This window comes from Bacillus spizizenii TU-B-10 (assembly GCF_000227465.1).
In the GTDB taxonomy this organism is placed as follows: Bacteria; Bacillota; Bacilli; order Bacillales; family Bacillaceae; genus Bacillus; species Bacillus spizizenii.
Map to the genome: position 1 here is coordinate 867,621 of NC_016047.1, position 24,798 is coordinate 892,418.

Genomic DNA, 24,798 nt, shown 5'->3' on the forward strand with positions numbered 1-24,798 from the left:
ATTCTTTGCCCATGTATGCTCTTTTCGGATTGAATGGTCTAGAATAAAAATGAGGTGATGATGAATGCTGATGAATGAATTTGAAAAGGCATGTGAAACATTGAGAAAGTTTATGGCGTATATGCTAGAGAAGGACATGAAGAGCTGGACGGAGCTTTGGGATGAGAATGCCGTGTTTGAGTTTCCTTATGCGCCAGAGGGGTCACCAAAAAGAATAGAAGGAAAGGCGGCCATTTACGATTATATTAAAGATTATCCTAAGCAGATTTATCTTTCTTCGTTTACGGCTCCGACAGTGTACCGCTCAGCAGATACGAATACGATGATTGCGGAGTTTCAATGTGACGGCCATGTGATTAAGACTGGGCTGCCTTATCGTCAAAGCTATATCAGTGTCATCGAAACGAGAGACGGCCGCATTGTGCATTATAAGGATTACTGGAATCCGCTGGTTGTAAAAGAGGCGTTTGGAGGATCATTTTTGCAAACAGAGGAGAGTGGAAGATGATGAAACAGCAGCCGATTTTAATCACGGGCGGGACCGGCACAACTGGGAGCCGAATCGCCAGCCGTTTAATAGAGCTCGGGTACAGGGTGCGGATTGCTAGCCGGAAAAAGGGCGAGCTTGCTGATGCTGAGTATGTGTATTTTGATTGGAAGGATGCCTCAAGTTTTACGTCTGCTCTGGAACAGGTAAAACAGATCTATCTTGTTGCTCCGGTCGGTGTGTTTGACCCGGCGCCTTATGTGCTCCCGTTTCTACAGGAGGCAAAGCGGCTCGGTGCGGAGCGTGTGGTGATGCTTAGTGCGTCGGTTGTCCCTGAAGATGGCCCTGTGTTTGGTGCGCTTCATCAGGCTGTGCACGATTTTCCTGAATGGACGGTGCTGCGGCCTTCATACTTTATGCAAAATTTTATCAATGTCCAGCATCGAATGTCTATTCAAACTGAGGGGAACATCATCACGGCTTCGGGTGAGGGAAAGCTGGGGTTTATTGACGCTGATGACATCGCAGAAACGGCCGTGCGAGCTTTGATTGATGATGTTCCTCATCAAACATATCATATTCTGACAGGACCTGAGGCGCTGAGCTATGCCGAAGTGGCCGAGATCATCGGAGCTGCGGCGGGACGGCGGGTGGAGCATGTCAGCATTTCTCGTTCCGAGCTGCATAATCGGATGGAGGCAGCTGGTTTGCCGGCGGATTATGCCCGTTTTATGGCGGGGCTGGATGAAGCGATCCGCCATGGTGCGGAACATCGGGTAACGGATACAGTGAAGCGTGTGACGGGAAAAGAACCCCGTTCGCTGACTGAGTTTGCGGCTGCTCATGCTGCATACTGGAAACATTGATCTCATTTTGGACTGATTGATCTAGAAAGACCTTCGGCTCTGCCGAAGGTCTTCTTTTTATCGATTGAATTGAAAAAGTTTAGCCGCGTTTTCAGTCATAATCACGCCTCCTGCCTCATACCTATTAAGGTCATTGTTTTTGAGAAAGGAGGAGCCTGAATGAAGGATATGCAGCCGTTTACGCCTGTCAAATCATATACGCCCTTTCACAGCCGTTTTGATCCCTGTCCGCCCATAGGGAAGAAATATTACAGAACGCCCCCTAACCTTTATATGACCTTTCAGCCTGAGCATATGGAGCAGTTTTCGCCAATGGAGGCTTTGAGGAAAGGCACCCTTTGGAAGGATCTCTATGATTTTTATGAAAACCCTTATCGAGGGGGAGACGTACATGGCAAAAAAGATTGATGCCGAATACTACCGTCAGCTTGAGCAAATTCAGGCCGCGGATTTTGTGCTTGTTGAGTTGAGCCTTTATTTAAATACACATCCTCATGATGAAGACGCGCTGAAGCAATTCAATCAATATTCCGGCTATTCAAGGCACTTAAAAAGGCAATTCGAATCCTCTTACGGACCGCTTTTGCAGTACGGCAACAGCCCCGCGGGTGAGGATTGGGATTGGGGAAAAGGGCCATGGCCGTGGCAAGTATAAGGAGGAATGCTTGAATGTGGGTGTATGAAAAGAAGCTGCAATACCCTGTCAAGGTCAGTACGTGCAACCCGACGCTGGCGAAGTATTTGATTGAGCAGTATGGCGGAGCGGACGGCGAGCTGGCCGCAGCTCTCCGGTATTTAAACCAGCGTTATACGATTCCTGATAAGGTCATCGGCCTTTTAACAGACATCGGCACGGAGGAGTTTGCCCATTTGGAAATGATTGCGACCATGGTCTATAAGCTGACAAAAGACGCCACACCGGAGCAACTTCGTGAAGCGGGGCTTGGAGATCATTACGCCAATCACGATGGCGCGCTTTTTTATCACAACGCGGCGGGCGTTCCGTTTACTGCGAGCTATATCCAGGCGAAGGGTGACCCGATTGCCGATTTATACGAAGACATTGCTGCAGAAGAAAAGGCGCGGGCGACGTATCAATGGCTGATTGATATTTCGGATGATCCTGATTTAAACGATTCCCTGCGTTTTTTGCGTGAACGTGAAATTGTACACTCCATGCGCTTCAGGGAAGCGGTTGAAATTTTAAAAGAAGAGCGGGATAAAAAGAAGATTTTCTAATGGGCAGATTGGCCTCTCTTTCATACACCCTTTTACATACAGAGAAAATGGTCTGTTTTTGCTGTTTGGTCTGCATTATAATCAAGGTGTGTGTGCAAGCTTACTTTTTGATTGGGAGGCCTTTATGTCAGCTTTTAAGATTAAGAACGAAACGATTGCAGATGGATTTTACGCGTGTCCGGCTGTCTATGAGGATGCAGAATCGATTACTGGATTGCTCGTCCGAACAGCTGAATGGCTCCGGGATCGGGGTTCTAACCAATGGAGCGGACTGTTGGAAGGGCAAGATACACATGATATCACAGGTTCCATTGAAAATGGACATGTGTTTGTGTTTAAAAAAGACGAAGAGCTTGCGGCTGTCGTGATGCTGCTGCCTGAACCGAGCGAGTGGGACCGGACGCTTTGGGGAGACGATGGGCATGAGGAGTCCATTTATTTGCACCGCCTCGCAGTAAGCCGCCGGTTTGCGGGACAGGGGCTTGGAGCACGCGTCCTTCATTGGGCGGAGACGGGCATATACTTTCCGGGAAAAACACGGGTCCGGCTTGATTGTGTCGCTGATAACGATGCCTTGCATTCCTTTTATCGGCGTATGGGATATGAATTCATGGGTGCTGATGCATCCGGGTATCATTTGTTTGAGAAAGAGATTTCGGCAGAATAAGCGTCCTTTGCAGGAGGCTTTTTTGTCTTGTACAAAAAGGAGGATAGAGCTGTGGTCATTTTTTATGTAATAGGCCGGATACGTTACAGAAAAAGTTAAGGACGTCTGCTGCCTCTAATCATGTCGAAATTTACATAGGACAGCAGGAATTTTCTTTCGAAAGGAGAAATACTTATTACTCCAAATGAAAGCGTTTTCTGAAGCGGGAAGGTGATGTTGATGATACACAGTGTGACGAATGGGATGAATCGCTGTTGTACGTGGGTGATGAGACTGGCCTATTTGAATGTGCTTTGGATTTTGTTTTCTCTTGCAGGTCTGGTTGTGTTTGGGGTGATGCCTGCTACTGCCGCGATGTTTTCAGTGACGAGAGAATGGGCGAAGGGGAACACGGATGCCCCAGTGTTTTCTGTCTTTTTTCGGGCGTTTAAAAAGGAATGGCGGGCAGCACAGATCCTCGGGCTCATTCTTGTGACGGCCGGCCTGTTTTTGTTTGCGGATATGCGGATTGCGGCTCAGATGAATCAGCCTGTGCTCGTCAATGTGTTCCTGAGCATCAGCTTGATTTTCGCATTTGTTGTGCTGTATGTGTTTCCGGTGTTTTCTCATTTTGACGTGAAAATCAGAGAAGTGCTGAGCATCAGCTTTTTGATCGCCTTCAGCCGTCCGGCGGTGACGCTCATGATGGCGGCGGGCGCTGTCGGTGTGCTGTTTCTCGTGTTGTTTCACGTCACGTTTCTGCTGTTTTTCAGCGGGAGTTTACTGAGCCTGATCTTAACGAAGCTATCCTTTAAAGCGTTTCGGTCAATGGATCAGCGTCAGGAGAAAGAAAAGGCGGCATGAAAAAAAGAGCTGCTGGCTGGTACAGGCGGATGAAGATTAGGGATAAGCTGTTTGTGTTCCTTTCACTGATTATGGCTGTTTCCTTTTTGTTTGTATACAGCGGGGTGCAGTACGCCTTTCATGTGTATGATGAGCAAATTTACCGCAAATCCTCGGAGGTACTGCGGATGTCTTCTGAAAGGATCGAAGACGAGCTGAAGAAGATAGAGGATGTGTCATATGAAATCATTACAGACGAACAGATTCAGCGCATTCTGAGCATGCAAAACCGTGATGATACGTACGATCAGTATCAAATGAAGCAGGAGCTGTGGGATCAGCTGGCGGAATATGCCGGTGATGAAAAGTACATCGATTCCATTCATTTGATTGATGCCCGCGGCTCAGAGTATTCAGCGGGAAGCAGTTCTTCAGATCTTTTGAAGCAGGAGCAGGAAGAGGTGTTTAAACGGGCCAAAGCGAAAAATGGAAGAAATCTTTGGATGACGCTCGGCGGTTCCGATCCTGTCCTGATTTCAGCGCGGCAGATCAGATCCTATCACCAGCTGAGCTTGAACGGCTTGGGCATGGTGCTGATCCAAGTCAATGTGAAACAGATGATTCGTGATGTGCCGAAGGATTGGGGCGATTCGGTCGGAGACATCATGATTGCCGACCAAGGCGGGAATTTGGTGTATTCGGCAGATGCATCAGTGCTTGTTCCTGAGGCGGCAAATGAGACGCTAAAGCACCCCGGTTATGACTTGATAAAAAAGAATGGCAAACGTTACTTTATTTCTTTCCTTCAATCATCCTATCAAAATTGGAGCTACTATAACGTCATCCCCTTTGATCAGATGTTTGAAAAAATTTCCTTTATGAAAACGGTGATCGGCACGTGTTTTCTCCTGTTTTTCTGTGTGGTTTTGCTTTTCGGAAGGAAAATCGCCAACAGTATCACGGAGCCGATCGAGCAGCTTGTGTCCGCGATGAAATCGGTGCAGGACGGCGGCATTGAGGCGGGCGTATCGCTTTCTCTGCCGGAACATACACAGGATGAGGCTGGCATGCTGAACCGCCATTTTACTGTCATGATGAAACGGATTAACGAGCTTATGGAAGAAAATGTGGAAAAACAGCTCATCATTAAAGAAACCGAATTGAAGGCACTGCAAGCCCAGATCAACCCGCATTTTTTATATAACACGCTCGAATCCATCAATTGGCTGGCAAAGGCGAATCAGCAAAAGCAAATCTCAAAAATGGTGGAATCGCTCGGTTTTCTTCTTCGAAACAGTATTCATATGAAGAAAGATATAGTGACCATTCAGGAGGAGGCGGATATCGTTCTTCACTATATGACCATTCAGCGGTTTCGATTTGAAGAGCGCCTGAACTTCACTTTGGATATCGACGAAGAAGTGAAGCATTGCCTCATTCCGAAACTGACGCTCCAGCCGCTGGCGGAAAATGCGATTCAATACGCGCTTGAGCCCTTCACAAGGCCGTGCGCCATCCGCCTTCAGGCGAAAAAGATGAAGGACTGTGTCTGTATTACGGTCGAAGATAACGGGCCCGGCATGGATGAACGGATGCTTGAAACATCGGGCGGTAGAGGAATCGGACTTTGGAATATTCGTGAACGCATCCGGCTGACATTCGGAGAGCCGTACGGCTTGCGTATTCAGAGTGAGCAAGGAAAGGGAACGAGGATTGTGATCACTATACCGTGCCGAAATGAGGTGGCGTGATGTATAAGATATTGCTAGCTGATGATGAGAGGATTATTCTTGACGGAATGGCAGGAATCATTGAGTGGGAGGCGCTTGGAACTTCATTAATTGGCAAGGCGCAGAACGGGAATGAAGCATACGAGAAGATCTTACATAGGCAGCCGCATATCGTCATTACAGATATCAAAATGCCCGGCATGGACGGGCTTGAGCTGATCAAAAAGGTGTCAGCCGTGAGTCCGTCGGTTCAATTTATCGTCCTGTCCGGGTTTGGGGAGTTTGAGTACGCGAAGGAAGCAATGAAATACGGGGTCAAGCATTATTTGCTGAAGCCTTGCAATGAACAGCAGATTATCAGTTCACTGGAGGAAATCATTGCCGAACTGAAGCAGCATGAGGTGCGGAAAAAGAAAACCGCTCATCTGAAACATGAGCTCGATCATATTCGTTCTTTTGCTGCCGATCAGTACTTGGAGGGGGTGATCGCCGGTGTGGCCCAGTTGTCTCCGCCGCCTTCACTTGCCGAAAAAAAGGTCCGCCTCCTGATCTTAAAAGGGGAGCAATCTATTGATCTCACGGCCAGAAAGGCACTCGGGTCGGCGCTGACAGCGGTTTGCAGCAGCGGAGAATGGACCGTGCTCGCCGTGGAGGAAAATGCCGCTGAAAAGGCGGCGGACGTTTTCGCGGACCGCCAGATGGCAATCAGTCAGGCGGGAGAACTCCGGCACGCTGGGCAGCTGTTTCGCGACACAGCCGAAGCATCTGGTGACCTGCACGGAAGCGCAGTGATTTCGAAAATGATCAGGCTTGTTGCCGACGAACTCGGAAATCCGAATCTCTCCTTAAAATGGGCGGCGAAGGATATGCTGTTTATGAATCCTGATTATCTCGGGAAATTATTTAAACAGGAAACAGGAGAGAAATTTTCCCAATACGTTACACGAGTACGTCTTGAGCATGCGATGAAGCAGATGAAAATAAGGCGGGAAACGAGTGTATCAGAAATTGCAGAAGAAATTGGGTTTGGCGATAATCCGAAGTATTTCAGTCTCGTCTTTAAAAAATATACCGGTCTGACACCGTCAGATTTCAGAAGAAAACAGGGAGGCGCTTCCGCAGGATAGCCATCTCTGTTTTTTTTACTTTCGCCACTGTTTTTTGAGTGTTTCGCCCCATCCGAACACTTTAAAATAAAATGTAAGCACTTACATTAAAGGGGGGATTGGTTTGAAGAAGATTTGTTACGTGCTGTTAACACTTGTCTGCGTCTTTTTTTTCAGCGGATGTTCTTCAGGCGAAGAGGCATCGGGGAAAAAAGAAGACATTACGCTCAGAATCGCATGGTGGGGCGGGCAGCCAAGGCATGATTATACAACGAAGGTGATTGAACTATATGAGAAAAAGAATCCGCACGTCAATATTGATGCGGAATTTGCGAACTGGGATGACTATTGGAAAAAGCTCGCGCCGATGTCTGCCGCCGGCCAGCTTCCTGATGTCATTCAAATGGATACCGCTTATTTGGCACAGTACGGAAAGAAGAACCAGCTGGAAGATTTAACGCCGTATACAAAGGATGGAACGATTGATGTCAGTTCAATCGACGAGAATATGCTGTCGGGCGGAAAAATTGACAATAAGCTCTATGGGTTTACGCTGGGCGTCAACGTGCTGTCTGCGATTGCGAATGATGATTTACTGAAGAAAGCCGGTGTGTCCATCAATCAGGAAAACTGGGCGTGGGAGGATTACGAGAAGCTGGCGTATGACCTTCAGGAAAAAGCCGGCGTCTACGGCTCCAATGGAATGCACCCGCCTGATATTTTCTTCCCTTATTATTTGCGCACGAAGGGTGAGCGTTTTTATAAAGAAGACGGCACAGGCCTCGCGTATCAGGATGATCAGCTGTTTGTCGATTATTTTGAACGGCAGCTGAGGCTGGTGAAAGCGAAAACATCCCCAACACCTGATGAAAGCGCACAGATTAAAGGGATGGAGGACGACTTTATCGTCAAAGGCAAGTCAGCAATTACATGGAACTACTCCAATCAATATTTGGGCTTTGCCCGATTGACAGACTCGCCGCTGTCTCTTTATCTGCCGCCGGAGCAAATGAAGGAAAAAGCGCTGACGCTGAAGCCGAGTATGCTGTTTTCGATCCCGAAAAGCTCTGAGCATAAAAAAGAGGCCGCAAAGTTTATCGATTTCTTCGTCAACAATAAAGAAGCCAACATGCTGATCAAAGGCGAACGGGGTGTTCCGGTTTCTGACAAGGTGGCGGACGCGATTAAACCGAAGCTGAATGAGGAAGAAGCCAACATCATCGAATATGTAGAAACTGCATCAAAAAACATCAGCAAAGCCGATCCGCCGGAGCCTGTGGGAAGCGCGGAGGTCATCAAGCTGCTGAAGGATACGTCTGATCAGATTCTGTATCAGAAGGTATCGCCGGAAAAAGCCGCCAAAACGTTCCGGAAGCAGGCCAATGAGATATTAGAGAGGAATAACTGACGGGAAATGGGGCTGATGCAATGAAAAAAAGCCGGAGTATGAGAAAAGACAATCTGGCGGGATATGCTTTTATTTCTCCGTTTATTATCGGATTCCTATGTTTTACGGTGATTCCGATGGGGGCGTCCTTGTTTCTGTCCTTCACAAGCTATGACTTGTTTACGGCGCCGAAATGGATCGGGCTCGATAACTACAAGGAAATGTTTACGGGTGACGAAAAGTATTGGCAGTCACTGAAGGTGACGTTTACGTATGTGCTTGCCGGGGTTCCGCTCCGCCTCGGCTTCGCGCTTTTTATCGCTGTCATTTTAAACAATGCATCAAAAGGAACGGCCATTTACAGAACGCTCTTTTATCTGCCTTCGATCATCGGCGGGAGCGTGGCCGTGGCGATTATGTGGCGCAATATTTTTGGCAATGACGGGGTCATCAATGCGCTGCTGTTTTTTGTCGGGATTGATCAAAAAATTCTTTGGTACCAGGACCCGACTAGCGCGTTGTGGACATTGATTCTGCTGTCCGTCTGGCAGTTCGGGTCATCGATGCTGATTTTTCTGGCCGGGCTGAAAAACATTCCGTCTTCGTATTTGGAAGCGGCAAGCGTGGATGGGGCAAATCGGGTGCAGCGTTTCTTTAAAATTACGCTTCCGATCCTCACGCCGATTATTTTCTTTAATCTTGTGATGCAGACGATTTCTGCTTTTATGACATTTACACCTGCCTATATCATCTCGAAGGGCGAGGGCGGGCCGCTTGACGGGACGCTTTTGTATTCGCTCTATTTGTTCCAGCGGGCGTTCAACTATTTTCAAATGGGCTACGCATCGGCGATGGCGTGGATCATGCTCATCATTGTCGGGCTGATTACGCTGATTTTGTTTAAAACATCGTCATATTGGGTTCATTACGAGTCAAAGGAGGAATGACGGATGGAGCCGGTCAACCAGCCTGTCAGAGAAGCCCCGGTTTTTGAGAGAAAAAAAGCCGGGCGCGTCAGGCCCAAACGCATACTGTTCCATGTTTTTACGGCATCGCTGGCAGTGTTATTGCTGTACCCGGTCATTTGGCTGTTTGTCAGCTCGTTTAAGGAAAGCTCCAGTATTTTTACAACCTCTCATTCTCTCATTCCCGATCCTTTTATTCTCAGCAACTATGCTGAAGGATGGAAGGGCATTGCGGGGCAGCCGTTTCTGACCTTTATTAAAAACTCGGCGATCATTGTCGGCCTGTCAACAATCGGCGCCGTCCTGTCATCGGCTGTCATTGCGTACGGATTTGCGCGCATCCCGTTTAAGGGGAAAGCGTTTTGGTTCGCCTGCATGATGGGGACGTTAATGCTGCCGCATGAGGTGCTGATGATTCCGCAGTACATTTTGTTTGCGAAATTAGACTGGCTGAATTCTTTTAAACCGATTGTCGTTCCGCAATTTTTCGGGCATGCATTTTTTATTTTTCTGATGATCCAGTTTATCCGGACGATTCCCGTGGAGCTGGATGAAGCCGCGCGAATCGATGGCTGCGGGCGCTTTGCCTGCTTTTGGCGGATCATTCTTCCGCTGATTGCCCCAGCGCTTGCGACGTCTGCGATTTTCTCCTTCTATTGGAAGTGGGAGGAGCTGATTCAGCCGCTCCTGTATTTGAATAAGCCGGAGCTTTATCCAGTTTCGCTTGCGCTGAAGCTTTTCCTCGATACGGAATCTGCTTCGAACTGGGGCGCGATGTTTGCTATGTCGGCCGTCTCGTTATTGCCTGTGATTCTTGTATTCTTTTTGTTTCAGAAATATATCGTTCAGGGCATCAGTACGACCGGATTAAAATAAAAAAGGAGTGTTGCAGATGGCACAGCTTATCTTTGACGAAGAAAAGGTGACGTCCGTCATTGACCGGATCGTGAAACGGACATTTCAGATGGATTTTGCGTGGGATTGGCCGGGCGGCGTCGCGTTTTACGGCGTGGCGGAGGCTTATGAAGCGACGGAAAACGAGGAATATATCAATCTGTTAAAAACGTGGGTGGATGAGCAGCTGGAGGATGGGCTGCCGCCGCTTTCGATCAACGGGGTTTCCATCGGACATACGCTTTTGTTCCTCCACAAGGTGACGGGTGATCACGTATATTTGGAAACAGCGTGCGAGATGGCGGAGTATGTGCTGCATAAAGCGCCGCGCTTTGGCGAGGGGATTCTTCAGCATACGGTTAATTCGACAGAGTACGTGTTTCCTGAACAGGCATGGGCGGATACGCTGATGATGGCGGGACTGTTTATGCTGAGAATCGGGCGGGTGATGGAGCGTGAGGATTATTTTGAAGACGGCCTGCGCCAGTTTCACGGACATGAAGACGTGCTTCAGGACCCTGTCACGAATTTGTACTACCACGCCTGGGACAATAAAGCGCAAAATCATCTGTCGGGGATTTATTGGGGCAGGGCGAACGGCTGGGCGGCACTTACGATGGCGAAGGCGCTCCCGCTCATTGAGGTGACGCATCCTTCCTTTATGATCATCGACGGATCGCTCAGAGATCAGCTAAGCACGCTCGTCCGGCTTCAGGACGATACAGGGCTGTGGCATACCATTTTGGATGACCCGGATTCATATCTCGAAGTTTCGGCATCGGCTGGCATTGCCTCTGCTCTGCTGTCGAACGGAAAGCTGTATACGAAATATGTGCAGAAATCGCTTGCCGCCATTTTGGATGCGGTAGAAGAGGACGGACGGGTCAGCAAGGTATCGGCCGGAACAGCCGTCATGAAAAATGCAGAAGGATACAAACAGGTGCCTTACAAACGAATACAAGGATGGGGACAGGGACTTGCGCTGACGTTTCTTGCTGATGTGTTGAGAACGAAAAAACGCGTGTATCAGTAAAGATGGGGCGGGGGGAAAGGGATGAAAAAACAGCCTCAACAGAAGGAACGGGTTTCACGCTGGAAGGGAACGTATTTCAAAAGAAACTTTGTCTTCATTTTGCTGATTGCCTGTATTCCCGGATTGCTGACTGGCGGCGCTATCTACTTTCTTTCGATCGATAAGGTAGAGAAAGAGCTGCAGAGATCACATGAAACACAGGTGGCGCGTGAAGTCAGCCGAATGGATGAGAAACTGGGAGTGCTGGAGCTGACTCTCACCCAGATGGCATATGATTCTTCGCTGATGAACGGATTGGCCGAGAGGGATTTGGAGAAAGACTTTACGTTCTCCTATCAATTAACGAAAAAACTGTTTCTTTTACGGGACCAGCAGCCGCTGATCGAGCAGGCTTCCATCTTTCTGAACAGCCCCCGGCCTCTTGTACTGAGCCCTGAATACAGCGCTTTGACAGAACAGGAGGCGCTTCGCAAGTATCGCTCGCTGCTTGCCTCAGACAACAGTATTTATTGGAACCGATCCGGAAATCAAGCGATGCTGATCCAGCTCATTCCGGGCGCAGCGGAGAAACCGTTCGGCGCGATCATGCTGGCGGTTGATCCGAAAGAAATGGAGTCCATCCTACAAAGCTTGTCCCCTTATCCTGATGGCAGTGCGCTGCTTCTGGATCAAAATCAGGAGGTGCTTTTTCACGAGGGAGAAATAGATTTTGAAAAGACTTTACTTCAAGAGGTAAAAAAACAGCCGAAAGAGAAAGGCCATTTTCAGATGGAATGGGACGGCAAGGTGTATTCCGTCTCATTTGGAGAAATGAACCGCATGCATCAGCAGTGGACCTTTGTGTCAGCGGCGCCTCTTTCAGCCATTACAGCGCCGATGGTGTTTTTATCAAAAGTGATCATCGTGATGCTTGTCATTTGCATCTGCTTGGCGGTGTGCATGACGTGGTATGCATCAAAAAAAATCTATCGCCCCATTCAGCATTTGCTTGGCTTGTTTACCGGGGGAGAGAAGAAAACATGGCAGGCGTCCGGGCAGGATGAATTCAAGTGGATTGAAAAGCGATGGCATGATCTATCCCTTGAAAGCCAGAAACTTCAAAAGCAGCTCCTGCGGCAGACACCCCATATGAAAAAGAGTTTCTTTCAGCACCTCTTGCAGGGCGATTTTTACTATGACAACGAGAAAAGCCTCAGATCGCGGATGGAGGAGGCTGGATGGAGCATCGGAGAAAATGTGTTTCAGGTGCTTGATCTTCAGGTAACAGGCCTCCGCTGTGAAAAAAGCATCTTTCGTGCCGGTGATGAACAGCTTGCTGTATTTACGCTGACCAATCTGGCCGAGGAGCTTGCGGCAAAACGCTGTTTTCAGACCTCTATTCTTGATATCGGCCGGCTTTCCGTCACCTTGCTTGTGATGAAAACAAACAGCTCTGATCTGAAGGCGTATGTAAAAGAGCTGGCACGCCAATTTGACGATGTTACCGGATTAAGCCTGACCGGAACGATGAGCAGGAAGACGGAGCGTGTCACGGAGATCCCTGCTTTATTCCAAGATGTAAAAAGCGGTAAATCCCGCAGGCAGTTTGCCAACCGGCATCAGGTGCTTGATTTGCAGGCCGACTTCCCTCAGGGTGAGCAATCCGCCCCTTATTATCCTTTTGAACTGGAAAAACAAATTGTTCAGGCCATCCGGCTGGAAAGAAAACAGGAGGTCGAGGAATTGATACGTGTATGCATGGAGGACCTGGCGGAAAAGGCGGTCATAGACAGGCATGTGCACTCCGCCCTGATTCAGCTGTTTTCCCGCATTCAGGAGGATATTTTGCATTCCGGGCTCAATCCGAGTGACCTATTTCAGCATCGGGAGCTGCTTCTTGACATTTCAGAATTGCGCGAACCTAATGAAGCAACGGCCTGGCTGATGGATGCTGTGGTGACGCCTTACCTTTCCAAGCTTGAGGGCAGAAAAAACAGACAGCAAAAGCAGCTGGCGGATCGTGTCATCGCCATGATTCACGAACAGTATATGGCGGATATTTCGCTGGAAAGCTGTGCCGATGCGCTCGGCATGAATTCATATACGTTAAGCAAGGCATTTAAGCAAGTGACCGGCATTAATTTTATAGATTATGTGACCCAAATCAGAATCGAAAAGGCGAAAGAGCTGCTGGTGAATACGAATAAAAAAATTCATGACGTGTCGGAAGAAGTCGGCTACCGCCACAATTACTTCAATCGGATTTTTAAAAAACAGGTCGGCATGCCGCCTGGTGTCTTCAGGCAAATGTATCAGGAAACGCCGTGAAAGGAGAGAACATGTGATGGAGAAACCGATTCAAGTGTTTTTAGCGGGGGATTCCACCGTGAGTGACTGCCCGCCTCATGAAGCGCCGATGGCGGGGTGGGGGCAGGTATTCGGGCAATTGTTTTCTGAAGATGTGAAGGTGCACAATCACGCCAAAGGAGGGGCAAGCACCAATTCTTTTGTGGAGGAAGGAAGGCTTCAGGCGATTGCCGAGCGCATCAGACAGGGCGATTATTTGTTTATTCAATTCGGCCACAATGACCAGAAACCGCGCGGGACGAAGCCGTACTCTACGTTTCAGCAATTTCTCACCCTGTTTGCAGATACGGCACGCGAAAAGGGAGCGCATCCTGTCTTTGTCACATCGGTGCAGCGCCGCCGTTTTGATGAAAACGGACGGATCGAGCATACACTTGGCGAGTACCCTGATGCGATGAAAGCACTGGCGAAGGAGCTTGATGTGCCTGTGATTGATCTGCTGGCAAAAACAAAAGAGCTCTATGAAGCATACGGACCGGAGGAGTCGAAAAGATTGTTCGTTTGGTTTCAGCCGAATGAACATCCGAATTATCCGGACGGCATTGAGGACAATACGCATTTTTCAGAAAAAGGGGCAATGGAGGTTGCGAAGCTTGTGGCAGAAGGCATTGAAGAACTCGGTCTTCCGCTGAAGGATCATCTCGTGAGCCGGGAGGGAAAAGAATATGTATAAGGAAGGCGCGTGCCTGTACCGCAATCCGCTCCGGTCAGCAAGCGATGTGAAGGACTGGCGGATGGAGGGAGGCGGACAGATCACATTTGACGATCACCGCTTGCATCTGTCGCATGTTCAGGACGAAGCACACTTTGTCTATTGGTGCCCGGAAACGTTTCCGGATGGCATCATTGTGACGTGGGACTTCTCTCCGATTGAGCAGCCTGGGTTGTGTATGCTGTTTTTTGCCGCTGCGGGGATTGGAGGCGAAGATTTGTTTGATCCAAGTCTCAAGAAAAGAACGGGAAAATACCCTGAATATCATTCGGGGGATATCAATGCGCTCCACCTGTCGTATTTCCGCAGAAAATACGCGGAGGAAAGAGCGTTCCGCACCTGCAATTTAAGAAAAAGCCGCGGTTTCCATCTCGCCACGATGGGAGCCGATCCGCTCCCATCTCCAGACGACGCTGATTCCCCGTATCATATGAAGCTCATTAAAGACAAAGGCTATGTGCACTTTTCAATCAATGATTTGCCCGTTCTTGAATGGATGGACGACGGCAGCACCTACGGGTCTGTGTTAACAAAAGGGAAAATCGGGTTCCGGCAGATGGCGCCCATGAAAGCCGCTTATCGAGATTTTGCTGTGCATCAAGCGGTGAGAAGATGAGGACGACGGTAACGGATGCGCTTTATGCAGGCTGTGAAGCGGTGGTGAAAATTGCGTGGCTCAACGGGCTGTGGCTGTTGTTTACGCTTTTGGGCGGCGTTCTTTTCGGATGGGCGCCGAGCACTGCCGCGATGTGTGCCGTCATACGGAAATGGCTGATGGGGCAAAAGGATATCGCGGTGTTTCCGTTATTTCTCGATACCTACAAAAAAGAGTTTCTCAAGGTCAATGCAATTGGACTGGCGTTTGCGGCTCTTTTGCTCATATTGTCCGCGAATTATCATTATTTTTCTGCAAGTACGGATTGGCTGTCCTTTACCGTAACAAGCTGCACGTTGCTTGCGGGGCTTTTGTATATCATTGCGCTGATGTATGTATTTCCCCTTTATGTGCATTACCAGCTCCCGCTTCGCAAATATATTCCGCAAGCGCTGCTGTTTGGCGCCATGCGGCCGCTGACGACCGGATGTATGCTGATCGGGTGCGGGTTTGTCCTTTACCTGCTGTATACGCTCCCGGGCTTGATCCCATTTTACGGCCCATGTTTATTTGGGCTAGTGTCGATGTTTTTTGCTCTCAGAGGATTTCAAAAGACGGAGGCCCAGCACTACCAAGCCGGGTAACAAAAAAATGACAATCGCGCAAAAAAGTGCAGTGTCCGAAAAAGGCAGATGCAAAAAAGTGTAATTGAAGACAGCTCACAAAGCGCATAAAATCCAATTTAAGTAAGCGCTTACAGAAAAATGAGAAGGAGCTGTCTGATGATTAAACGAAGGAAACGCATATTTACCGCTGTTACGTTGCTGGTCTTGTTGGTGATGGGAGCCTCTGTATGTCCTGTGAAAGCAGAAGGAGCAGCGCGGCAGATGGAAGCGCTGAACCGGGGGCTTGTGGCGGTCAAGACGGACGGCGGCATTTTTGTCAGCTGGCGGTTTCTTGGCACTGAAAACGCATCTGTTTCGTTCAATGTGTACAGAGACGGACAAAAGCTGAATGCTGCGCCTGTCAAAACCACGAACTATGTGGATAAAAACGGATCGGCGGGCTCAACGTATACGGTTCGGGCTGTCGTAAACGGTACCGAACAGGCGGCTTCTGAAAAAGCCTCCGTATGGGCGCAGCCGTATCATTCCGTCCCGCTGGATAAACCGGCTGGCGGCACGACGCCAAAGGGTGAAGCTTACACCTACAGCGCCAATGACGCAAGTGTTGGCGATGTGGATGGTGACGGGCAATACGAGCTGATCCTGAAATGGGACCCGTCTAATTCAAAGGACAACTCACAGGATGGCTATACGGGTGACGTACTGATTGACGCCTATAAACTTGACGGAACGAAGCTATGGCGGATCAATCTCGGCAAAAACATCAGAGCGGGAGCGCACTACACCCAGTTTATGGTGTATGACCTTGATGGTGACGGAAAAGCGGAAGTGGCGATGAAAACGGCAGACGGGACAAAAGACGGCACGGGCAAAGTGATTGGAAATGCCACTGCTGATTACAGAAATGAACAGGGGCGTGTGCTTTCAGGGCCGGAATACCTTACTGTGTTTCAAGGTGCAACCGGGAAAGAGCTTGTCACAACAAACTTTGAACCGGCCCGCGGCAATGTGTCAGATTGGGGAGACAGCTACGGCAACCGGGTTGACCGTTTTCTCGCCGGCATTGCCTACCTCGACGGACAGCGGCCGAGCCTGATCATGACCAGAGGGTATTATGCCAAAACCGCGCTTGTCGCCTATAACTTCAGAGACGGAAAGCTGTCAAAGCTTTGGACGTTCGATTCTTCGAAGTCTGGAAATGAGGCGTTTGCCGGACAGGGGAATCACAGCCTGAGCATCGCTGATGTTGACGGGGACGGAAAGGATGAGATCATTTTCGGCTCAATGGCTGTTGATCATGATGGAAAAGGCATGTATTCAACTGGCTTAGGCCACGGGGATGCCCTCCATACCGGGGATCTTGATCCGAGCCGGCCGGGTCTTGAGGTGTTTCAAGTTCATGAGGACAAAAATGCAAAATACGGCTTATCCTTCCGTGATGCGGCAACCGGAAAAATCCTTTGGGGCGTTCATGCAGGCAAGGATGTAGGCCGGGGGATGGCTGCTGATATTGACCCGCGTTATCCGGGACAGGAAGTGTGGGCAAACGGTTCTCTTTACACAGCGAAAGGCGTCAAAATCGGAAGCAGTGTTCCGTCATCGACCAACTTCGGCATCTGGTGGGACGGCGACTTACTGCGGGAACAGCTGGACAGCAACCGAATCGATAAGTGGGATTATCAAAACGGTGTATCGAAAAATATGCTGACTGCATCAGGCGCGGCCGCCAACAACGGCACAAAGGCAACGCCGGCACTTCAGGCTGATCTGCTTGGGGACTGGCGTGAGGAAGTCGTGTGGAGAACAGAGGACAGCAGTGCGCTCCGCATTTACACGACAACCATTCCGACTGAGCATAGGCTGTACACGCTGATGCACGATCCTGTGTACCGGCTTGGCATCGCCTGGCAAAATGTCGCGTATAACCAGCCGCCGCACACAAGCTTCTTTTTAGGAGAGGGCATGGCGGAACAGCCAAAACCGAATATGTATACACCTTAATAGAAAGGGGGAAGGAACGGGCTGCACGCAGCCCGTTCCCATTAAAATGAAGCCAAAAAAGAGGCAGATGGAATACTTGACCAGAGGCTTAATTGCGGTCAAGACGGAGCAGGGCGTGTTTGTCAGCTGGCGTTTTCTCGGAACGGATCATGAGACGACGGCTTTTCACCTTTATCGGGATGGAAGGCGGATCACCCGCGAGCCTATCGCGGACAGCACCAATTTTCTCGATCAAAACGGAACGGCGGACTCTGTTTACCAGGTGGCGGCCGTCAATAAGGGACGGGAAGAAAAGCTGTCCAAAGAAGCTCCCGTCTGGCGGGAAAATGCCCTAGAGGTTCCGCTTAACAAACCGGAGGGCGGTATCACGCCGGACGGAAAGCCGTACACCTACAGCGCCAATGATGCCAGTGTCGGGGATGTGGATGGGGATGGGGAATATGAAATCATCCTGAAGTGGGACCCGTCCAATTCAAAAGACAACGCCCATGACGGATATACCGGGGAGGTTCTCATAGATGCCTATAAACTGGACGGCACCTTTTTGTGGCGCATCAACCTCGGCAAAAACATCAGAGCAGGCGCGCATTATACCCAGTTTATGGTCTATGACCTGGATGGTGACGGAAAAGCAGAAATCGCCATGAAAACAGCCGACGGCACAACAGACGGGAAAGGACACATCATTGGCGATGAGCATGCCGATTTTAGGAACGAACAGGGCAGAATCCTGTCCGGTCCAGAATATTTGACTGTGTTTAAAGGAGAAACTGGTGAAGCGCTCACGACCGTGGAATATGAACCGCCCCGCGGCAAGCTGGAAGATTGGGGAGATGGCTACGGAAACCGCATGGACCGTTTTCTCGCCGGGATCGCTTATTTGGATGGGGAGCGGCCGAGCCTCGTGATGGCGCGGGGCTACTATACGAGAGCTGTACTCGTGGCATACGATTTCAGAAACGGAAGGCTCAAAAAACGCTGGACATTTGATTCCAATCAGCCGGGCCATGAAGCGTATGCAGGGCAGGGCAACCACAGCTTGAGTGTGGCAGATGTTGACGGAGACGGGAAGGATGAAATCATTTACGGCGCCATGGCGGTTGATCATGACGGCACAGGCTTGTACACAACGGGGCTCGGACACGGCGACGCGATGCATGTAGGGGATCTGGATCCGTCCCGAAAAGGGCTTGAAGTGTTTCAGGTGCATGAGGATGCCTCGAAGCCGTACGGACTGTCGCTGCGTGATGCCGGAACCGGCGAGATTTTGTGGGGCGTTCATGCCGGAACTGACGTCGGCAGGGGCATGGCGGCTCATATAGACCCAAACTACAAAGGATCGCTCGTCTGGGGAATCGATCCGCCGGGCAATGACGGAATGTCATACGGCCTTTTTACCAGTAAAGGAGAAAAAATCAGTGACAAAGCGCCCATCTCAGCCAATTTCGCCATCTGGTGGGACGGCGACTTGGTCAGGGAGCTGCTTGATCATGACTGGGACGGAACGGCCGGCCGGCCGAAGATTGAAAAGTGGGATGCTGAAAACCGCTGTCTGAAGACGATTTTTCAGCCGGACGGCGTGCTGTCCAACAACGGCACAAAAGGAAATCCTGTTCTTCAGGCCAACCTGTTCGGGGACTGGCGGGAAGAAGTGATATGGAGAACGGAAGACAGCAGCGCGCTCCGCATCTATACAACGACACATCTCACCCGCCATCGCTTTTACACGCTTATGCACGATCCGGTTTACAGGCTCGGCATCGCCTGGCAGAACACCGCCTACAACCAGCCGCCGCACACGGGCTTTTACCTCGGAACGGGAATGAAAAAACCACCGAAGCCCGCCCTGTACATAGCGGGCAGCAAAGCGGAGGCGCCGCTATAGGAGGAACTACGAAGCAAAGGCCGAACAGTACGACAAGATGACTTATCAAAGGGCAGGACGACCAATGTTCAGGCGCTGAACTCACCGGTTTTTCAAGGGAAGAGCTGTCCATGATTGATGCCATATGAAACGAAAAAACGAGGGGGAATGAGAAATGGCAAATCACATTTATCTTGCTGGCGATTCGACTGTTCAAACGTATGGAGACAGCACAAATCAAGGGGGCTGGGGGCAGTTTCTCGGCTCGCATCTGCCGGAGCATATCCAGGTGATCAACAGAGCAATCGGGGGAAGAAGCTCGAAAACATTTGTGGAAGAGGGCAGGCTTCAGGCGATTCTTGATGTGATTGAGCCGGGTGACTGGCTGTTTGTGCAGATGGGCCATAATGACGCATCGAAAAATAAGCCGGAGCGCTACACCGAGCCCTATACCACCTATAAACAATATTTAAAGCAATATATCGCAGGCGCGCGGGAAAAAGGTGCCCATCCGCTTCTCATTACCCCTGTAGCCCGCTTTCATTATGAAAACGGCGTGTTTTTGAACGACTTTCCTGATTATTGCATTGCCATGAAGCAGACGGCTGCTGAGGAGAATGTCCAGCTCATTGATCTGATGGAGAAAAGCCTTGCTTTCTTTACCGAGAAGGGCGAGGAAAAAGTGTACACCTATTTTATGGTGTCAGAAGGAATGAACGATTACACGCACTTTACAAAAAAAGGCGCAAATGAAATGGCGAAACTTGTGGCAAAAGGCATAAAGGAGCTCGGCCTGCCATTGACAGAATCGATCATCAAAGAAGGGTGAAAAATGTGAGGAGAAAACTGTATCACGGTGCTTGCTATTATCCAGAACTATGGGATGAAGAGACGATTCAGCAGGACATTGACATCATGCGTGAAGTTGGCGTTAATGTTGTGCGGATCGGCGAATTTGCCTGGTCTGTCATGGAACCGGAAGAAGGAAAAATTGACGTCAGTTTTTTCAAAGAGATCATCACCCGGCTGTATGATAACGGCATCGAAACGATCATGTGCACGCCGACGCCTACACCGCCGATTTGGCTGTCGCACGGCCGGCCGGAGCGTATGCATGTTAACGAAAAAAGAGAGGTCATGGGGCATGGCTCCCGTCAGCATGCTTGTACGAACAACCCGTATTTCCGAAAAAAAGCCGCCATCATCACCACAAGCATCGCCAAGGAGCTTGGCCAGCTCCGGGGACTGATCGGCTGGCAGCTCGACAATGAGTTTAAATGCCATGTTGCAGAATGCATGTGTGAGACTTGCTTGCACTTATGGCATGACTGGCTCAGAAACCGCTATGGCGTGATTGAGCGGTTAAACGAGGCATGGGGAACCAATGTGTGGAGCGAAACCTACCAGACGTTTGAGCAAGTGCCGCAGCCGGGGCCAGCCCCGTTTCTGCATCACGCCTCTCTAAGCACAATGTATCAGCTGTTTTCAATGGAGATGATCGCTTCATTTGCGGATGAACAGGCCAAAATCATCCGCTGCTATTCGGATGCGCCGATCACGCATAACGGCTCTGTCATGTTCAGCGTGGACAATGAGCGGATGTTTCGGAATCTCGATTTTGCCTCCTATGATACGTACGCTTCGCAGGAAAACGCTTCTGCTTTTTTATTGAACTGTGATTTGTGGAGGAACTTGAAACAAGGGTGCCCGTTTTGGATTTTGGAAACGAGTCCGTCGTATGCCGCCTCGCTCGAAAGCTCCGCGTTTCCGCATGCCGATGGGTATTTACAGGCCGAAGCAGTATCTTCCTACGCCTTAGGAAGCGGGGGTTTTTGCTATTGGCTGTGGCGCCAGCAGCGTTCGGGCAGCGAGATTTCACACGGTTCGGTTCTCAGTGCCTGGGGCGAGCCGACCGTGGGCTACCAGAACGTGCTGGCAGTCGAGCGGGCAAGAAAGGACATCGAACAGGTGATTTTATCGACTGTGCCCGTTCAAGCCGAGGCAGCGATGACGTACTCCGACAGAGCAAAAGCATTTATCAAAACGGAGCCTCACCGGGGACTCCAGCACCGTACGCTTGTGACCCATTTTTATGAGCGTATTCTTAACACGGGGATACACCGTGACCTCATTCCGGAAGGCGTTCCACTGGACGGCTACCGCTTGCTGTTTACGCCATTTGTGCCGTATCTGTCTTCGGATTTTATCCAAAAAGCTTCGGCATTCGCTGAAGCTGGAGGCATCTGGATTGTTGGACCGCTGACAGGGGGACGCTCAAGCGAGCATACAATTCATACCGATTGCGGGCTTGGCGAACTTGAGAAAACAGCCGGGATCAAAACGCTGTTTACCTTTCCAATGAACGAGGTTGCGAATACAGGAAAAGCGTTTGGCATCACGGCGCCACTGGGGCTGTGGAGCGCGGTGTTTGATACAGAGAACGGAAACACCCTAGGCACGGTTGAGTCAGGACCGGCAGCAGGCCATGCTTTTCTGACAGAACGGAAGCACGGCAAGGGAAAAATCGTCATGCTCGGCTCGCTTCCATCCGGGAAAAAAGGGGATGCGATGCTGGAAGCGCTCGTCAGGCATTATGCCGCTGAAGCAGCCATTTCCGTTCGGTCGGATGTGACACCCGGCACGATCGTTGCCCCTCGCAAAGGCGATAACGGCCTTGTGTGGGTCATCGTGAATATGGATGGAAAAGGCGGAAGCGTAACATTGCCGGAAGCGGGAACGGATTTGTTGACGAACCGTTCGGAAAAAGCGGGGAGGCTGGCGGTCGGACCGCATGAATACCGTGTGATTCAGTTTGACAATCACAGCTGATTCTTTGCATCGAATCAGCTTTTTTCTATGGAGGGAGAGAACTGATGAAAAAGATGAAATGGTTATCAGAACAGCCAAAGGTGACAAGCGGTGTGACGTGGGGCGTGCCATGGAAAAAAGGAGAATTGAAAAAGGGTGACCGGCTGGCGCTTGTGAATGAAAACGCGGAAAGCCAATTTGTGCAAAACGAACCGTCGGCCTATTGGCCGGACGGGAGCATCAAGTGGACGAAGCACGCGGCAGTGTTCAGCGGACAGGACCATCGAAGCTTTGCAGTGCAAAAAGGAGAAGCTCCCAAGCCAGGTGAAACGCTCAGCATCAAAGAGTCAAAGCATGACATCCAAGTGAATACAGGAACGCTCGTCTGTGCCATCCATAAAACAGGCTCCGATCTTATTCAATCATTGCAGATTAACGGAAAGCCGATCGCCGCAGGCGGGAGGCTCGTTGCCATAAGAGAAACGAGAAAAGAGACGGCGGCGGAAACGGTTCTTTTTCGTGAAACGTCTGTCAGCCTCATCAAACGTGCGGCGCTTGAGATGCAAGGACCTGTCAAAACAGTGATCAAAATAGAGGGCGTGCATATCCTCAAAAAAACAAATGAAGAATGGCTGCCGTTTGTGGTCAGATTGATATTTTATGCCGGGCTGTCTGAAATCGGCATCGTACATACGCAGCTGATTGACAGGAATGGTAAACAAGAATTCATTAAGGGGCTCGGTATCGAATTTGACCTTTTTTTGGAAGGGGAGCCGTACAACCGCCATTTCCGTTTTGCGGGAGAGAAAGGGATGTACAAAGAACCCGCCCAGCTGTTTGGCACACGTAAATTCAATGAACGGTATCCTCTTTATCAAAAACAAATCAATGGTGAAACGCTGTTTCCAAGTGAAGAGCACAAGGAATGGTTTGCGCACGGCACACAGAACGCGGTTTGGAATGATGTCAAGCTCGTGCAGGATTCTAGTGATCATTACAGCCTGTCAAAACGGACCGGAAAAGATTATGCGTGGGTAGGCATGCTGCATGGCAGCCGGGCGAAGGGGCTTTGCTATTCGGGCGGCGAAAATGGCGGCATAGCCCTCGGTCTGCGGTACTTTTTTGAGAAATACCCGTCAGCACTGGAAATCACAGGCCTTGCCGGCAGCCACCCAAAAATGACCGTCTGGTTTTGGCCTCCGGATGGAGGGGCGATGGATTTGCGGCATTATACAGGAAACACCCATGTGGCCAGCGCGTATGAGGGCTTTGATGAAATGCGTTCTGATCCGACCGGCATTGCCAACACAAATGAAATCAGCCTGTCGTGCTTTTCGCATATGCCATCTGATGATGTCCTTCATACGCTCGCTGACAAATGGCAGGCGCCGCCGCTGCTTGTTTGTGAGCCGGACGTCTATTACGAATCAAAGGCGCTCGGGGTTTGGAGTGTCATTGACACATCTCATCCGCTCAAAAAAGAGCTGGAAGAACAGCTCGACGCCGCATTTCTATTTTACAAAAAGGAAGTAGAGCAGCGCAGATGGTACGGGTTTTGGCATTATGGCGATGTCATGCATACGTATGACCCGATCCGGCATATGTGGCGGTATGATCTCGGCGGGTATGCATGGCAAAATAATGAGCTCGTTCCGACCTTATGGCTGTGGCAGGCGTTTTTCCGCTCTGGCAGAGAGGATATCTTCCGTATGGCAGAAGCCATGACCCGCCACACGAGCGAAACGGACAGCTTTCACCTCGGGGAATACGCAGGGCTTGGCTCACGGCATAATGTTGTTCATTGGGGATGCGGCTGCAAGGAAGCGAGGATCAGCATGGCCGGGCTTTATAAATTCTATTATTATCTGACGGGAGATGAGCGGACGGGAGATCTTTTGACAGAAGTGAAGGACGCCGATTACGCTCTCATCAAAACCGATCCGATGCGCGCTTTTTATGAGAAAGGCGAGCACCCGACCCACGCCAGAACGGGACCGGACTGGGCGGCGTTTTGCTCGAACTGGCTGGCGGAATGGGAGCGGACCGAAAATCCGGCATATCTCAAAAAAATCGAAACGGGCATCAGCTGTCTGAAGCAGCTGCCGCTCCGCTTATTATCCGGTCCGACATTTGAATATGACCCGGAGACCTCGATGCTTCATCACATGGGAGATGGCATAGCGGGCGGATATCATATGATCATTGCCTTCGGCGCGCCGCAAGTGTGGATGGAGCTGGCTGAGCTTCTTGATGACCGGGAATGGGAGGAAATGCTAAGTGAATTCGGCGAATTTTACACACTCAGTGATGAAGAAAAACGGAAAAAAAGCGGAGGCGCTCTTCATGACAGGCATTTTCACTGGCCGATGTTTGCCGCTGCCATGGCCGCCTACGCCGCAAGAAAAAAACAAGACCAGAAGCTCGCCGCCAAAGCGTGGAATCTTTTGCTCGACGATAAGCTGAGCCATACGCCGCTACCGATCAAACCAGAGCGCATTGAGACATGGACGCAGCTGGAGGAGCTCCCGTGGGTGACAACGAACACCGTCTCTCAATGGTGTTTGAACGTCATAGCAGCGCTGGAACTGATTGGAGATTCCCTTCCGGCAAAAAAAGATACATCCGGCAAAAAAGGATAACAGACGGAATT

General features: G+C 50.1%; 21 protein-coding genes and 1 pseudogene. All 22 read left to right on the plus strand.

Annotated features, from left to right (window positions below; translation table 11 throughout):
• The first annotated feature begins 64 nt into the window (after positions 1-64).
• The 22 genes and pseudogenes from GYO_RS26160 (at position 65) to GYO_RS26265 (ending at position 24,787) form a co-directional block, all read left to right on the plus strand.
• The gene (locus GYO_RS26160) at positions 65-508 is read left to right on the plus strand and encodes a nuclear transport factor 2 family protein (RefSeq protein WP_014112951.1); all 444 of its coding nucleotides are present in this window, start codon (positions 65-67) and stop codon (positions 506-508) included.
• Positions 505-1,373 (plus strand): annotated as a pseudogene (locus tag GYO_RS26165) (NmrA family NAD(P)-binding protein). The gene GYO_RS26160 and the pseudogene GYO_RS26165 overlap by 4 nt, the downstream one beginning before the upstream one ends.
• Before the next feature lie 139 nt (positions 1,374-1,512).
• A complete protein-coding gene (gene cotJA / locus GYO_RS26170) occupies positions 1,513-1,761 on the plus strand; it encodes a spore coat-associated protein CotJA (protein ID WP_014112953.1) in 249 nt (82 codons plus the stop codon).
• Positions 1,745-2,008, plus strand: a complete 264-nt coding sequence (gene cotJB / locus GYO_RS26175) for a spore coat protein CotJB (protein ID WP_041520881.1) — start codon at positions 1,745-1,747, stop codon at positions 2,006-2,008. Before cotJA ends, cotJB begins: the two co-directional genes overlap by 17 nt.
• A gap of 14 nt (positions 2,009-2,022) precedes the next feature.
• Positions 2,023-2,592: a spore coat protein CotJC gene (cotJC, locus tag GYO_RS26180; protein WP_003219494.1), complete on the plus strand. Its 570-nt coding sequence runs from the start codon at positions 2,023-2,025 to the stop codon at positions 2,590-2,592.
• 124 nt (positions 2,593-2,716) lie between these two features.
• Complete coding sequence (locus GYO_RS26185) at positions 2,717-3,259, plus strand: GNAT family N-acetyltransferase (RefSeq protein ID WP_014112955.1); 543 nt, start codon at positions 2,717-2,719, stop codon at positions 3,257-3,259.
• Positions 3,260-3,472: 213 nt separating this feature from the next.
• Entirely contained in the window at positions 3,473-4,102 is a 630-nt protein-coding gene (locus GYO_RS26190; protein WP_080010057.1) for a YesL family protein, read from the plus strand.
• Positions 4,099-5,832, plus strand: a complete 1,734-nt coding sequence (gene yesM / locus GYO_RS26195) for a two-component system sensor histidine kinase YesM (RefSeq protein ID WP_014112957.1) — start codon at positions 4,099-4,101, stop codon at positions 5,830-5,832. Before GYO_RS26190 ends, yesM begins: the two co-directional genes overlap by 4 nt.
• The gene (locus GYO_RS26200) at positions 5,832-6,938 is read left to right on the plus strand and encodes a response regulator transcription factor (protein WP_014112958.1); all 1,107 of its coding nucleotides are present in this window, start codon (positions 5,832-5,834) and stop codon (positions 6,936-6,938) included. Before yesM ends, GYO_RS26200 begins: the two co-directional genes overlap by 1 nt.
• A 103-nt stretch (positions 6,939-7,041) precedes the next feature.
• Entirely contained in the window at positions 7,042-8,325 is a 1,284-nt protein-coding gene (locus tag GYO_RS26205) for an ABC transporter substrate-binding protein (protein ID WP_014112959.1), read from the plus strand.
• The gene (locus GYO_RS26210) at positions 8,322-9,251 is read left to right on the plus strand and encodes a carbohydrate ABC transporter permease (protein ID WP_072182254.1); all 930 of its coding nucleotides are present in this window, start codon (positions 8,322-8,324) and stop codon (positions 9,249-9,251) included. Before GYO_RS26205 ends, GYO_RS26210 begins: the two co-directional genes overlap by 4 nt.
• A gap of 3 nt (positions 9,252-9,254) precedes the next feature.
• Positions 9,255-10,145, plus strand: coding sequence for a carbohydrate ABC transporter permease (locus GYO_RS26215; protein WP_014112961.1), 891 nt, complete (start codon positions 9,255-9,257; stop codon positions 10,143-10,145).
• Between the two features lie 16 nt (positions 10,146-10,161).
• Complete coding sequence (yesR, locus tag GYO_RS26220; protein ID WP_014112962.1) at positions 10,162-11,196, plus strand: rhamnogalacturonyl hydrolase YesR; 1,035 nt, start codon at positions 10,162-10,164, stop codon at positions 11,194-11,196.
• A 21-nt stretch (positions 11,197-11,217) separates the two neighbouring features.
• A complete protein-coding gene (yesS, locus tag GYO_RS26225) occupies positions 11,218-13,503 on the plus strand; it encodes a transcriptional regulator YesS (RefSeq protein ID WP_014112963.1) in 2,286 nt (761 codons plus the stop codon).
• 13 nt (positions 13,504-13,516) lie between these two features.
• The gene (rhgT, locus tag GYO_RS26230; protein ID WP_080010058.1) at positions 13,517-14,215 is read left to right on the plus strand and encodes a rhamnogalacturonan acetylesterase; all 699 of its coding nucleotides are present in this window, start codon (positions 13,517-13,519) and stop codon (positions 14,213-14,215) included.
• Positions 14,208-14,870, plus strand: coding sequence for a YesU family protein (locus GYO_RS26235; protein ID WP_014112965.1), 663 nt, complete (start codon positions 14,208-14,210; stop codon positions 14,868-14,870). The genes rhgT and GYO_RS26235 overlap by 8 nt, the downstream gene beginning before the upstream one ends.
• Positions 14,867-15,493 (plus strand): YesL family protein, encoded by a 627-nt coding sequence (locus tag GYO_RS26240; RefSeq protein ID WP_014112966.1) that lies wholly within the window; start codon positions 14,867-14,869, stop codon positions 15,491-15,493. Before GYO_RS26235 ends, GYO_RS26240 begins: the two co-directional genes overlap by 4 nt.
• Positions 15,494-15,631: 138 nt before the next feature.
• Positions 15,632-17,476, plus strand: a complete 1,845-nt coding sequence (gene rhgW, locus GYO_RS26245) for a rhamnogalacturonan lyase (RefSeq protein ID WP_014112967.1) — start codon at positions 15,632-15,634, stop codon at positions 17,474-17,476.
• Positions 17,477-17,522: 46 nt separating this feature from the next.
• Entirely contained in the window at positions 17,523-19,361 is a 1,839-nt protein-coding gene (gene rhgX / locus GYO_RS26250) for a rhamnogalacturonan exolyase (protein WP_014112968.1), read from the plus strand.
• A 154-nt stretch (positions 19,362-19,515) separates the two neighbouring features.
• Entirely contained in the window at positions 19,516-20,169 is a 654-nt protein-coding gene (locus GYO_RS26255) for a rhamnogalacturonan acetylesterase (RefSeq protein WP_014112969.1), read from the plus strand.
• A 5-nt stretch (positions 20,170-20,174) separates the two neighbouring features.
• Positions 20,175-22,169 carry a beta-galactosidase gene (gene yesZ / locus GYO_RS26260; protein ID WP_014112970.1) on the plus strand — a complete coding sequence of 665 codons (1,995 nt, stop codon included), beginning with the start codon at positions 20,175-20,177 and terminating at the stop codon, positions 22,167-22,169.
• A 44-nt stretch (positions 22,170-22,213) separates the two neighbouring features.
• Positions 22,214-24,787: an exo-rhamnogalacturonan lyase family protein gene (locus tag GYO_RS26265; RefSeq protein ID WP_014112971.1), complete on the plus strand. Its 2,574-nt coding sequence runs from the start codon at positions 22,214-22,216 to the stop codon at positions 24,785-24,787.
• The last annotated feature ends 11 nt before the right edge of the window (positions 24,788-24,798 follow it).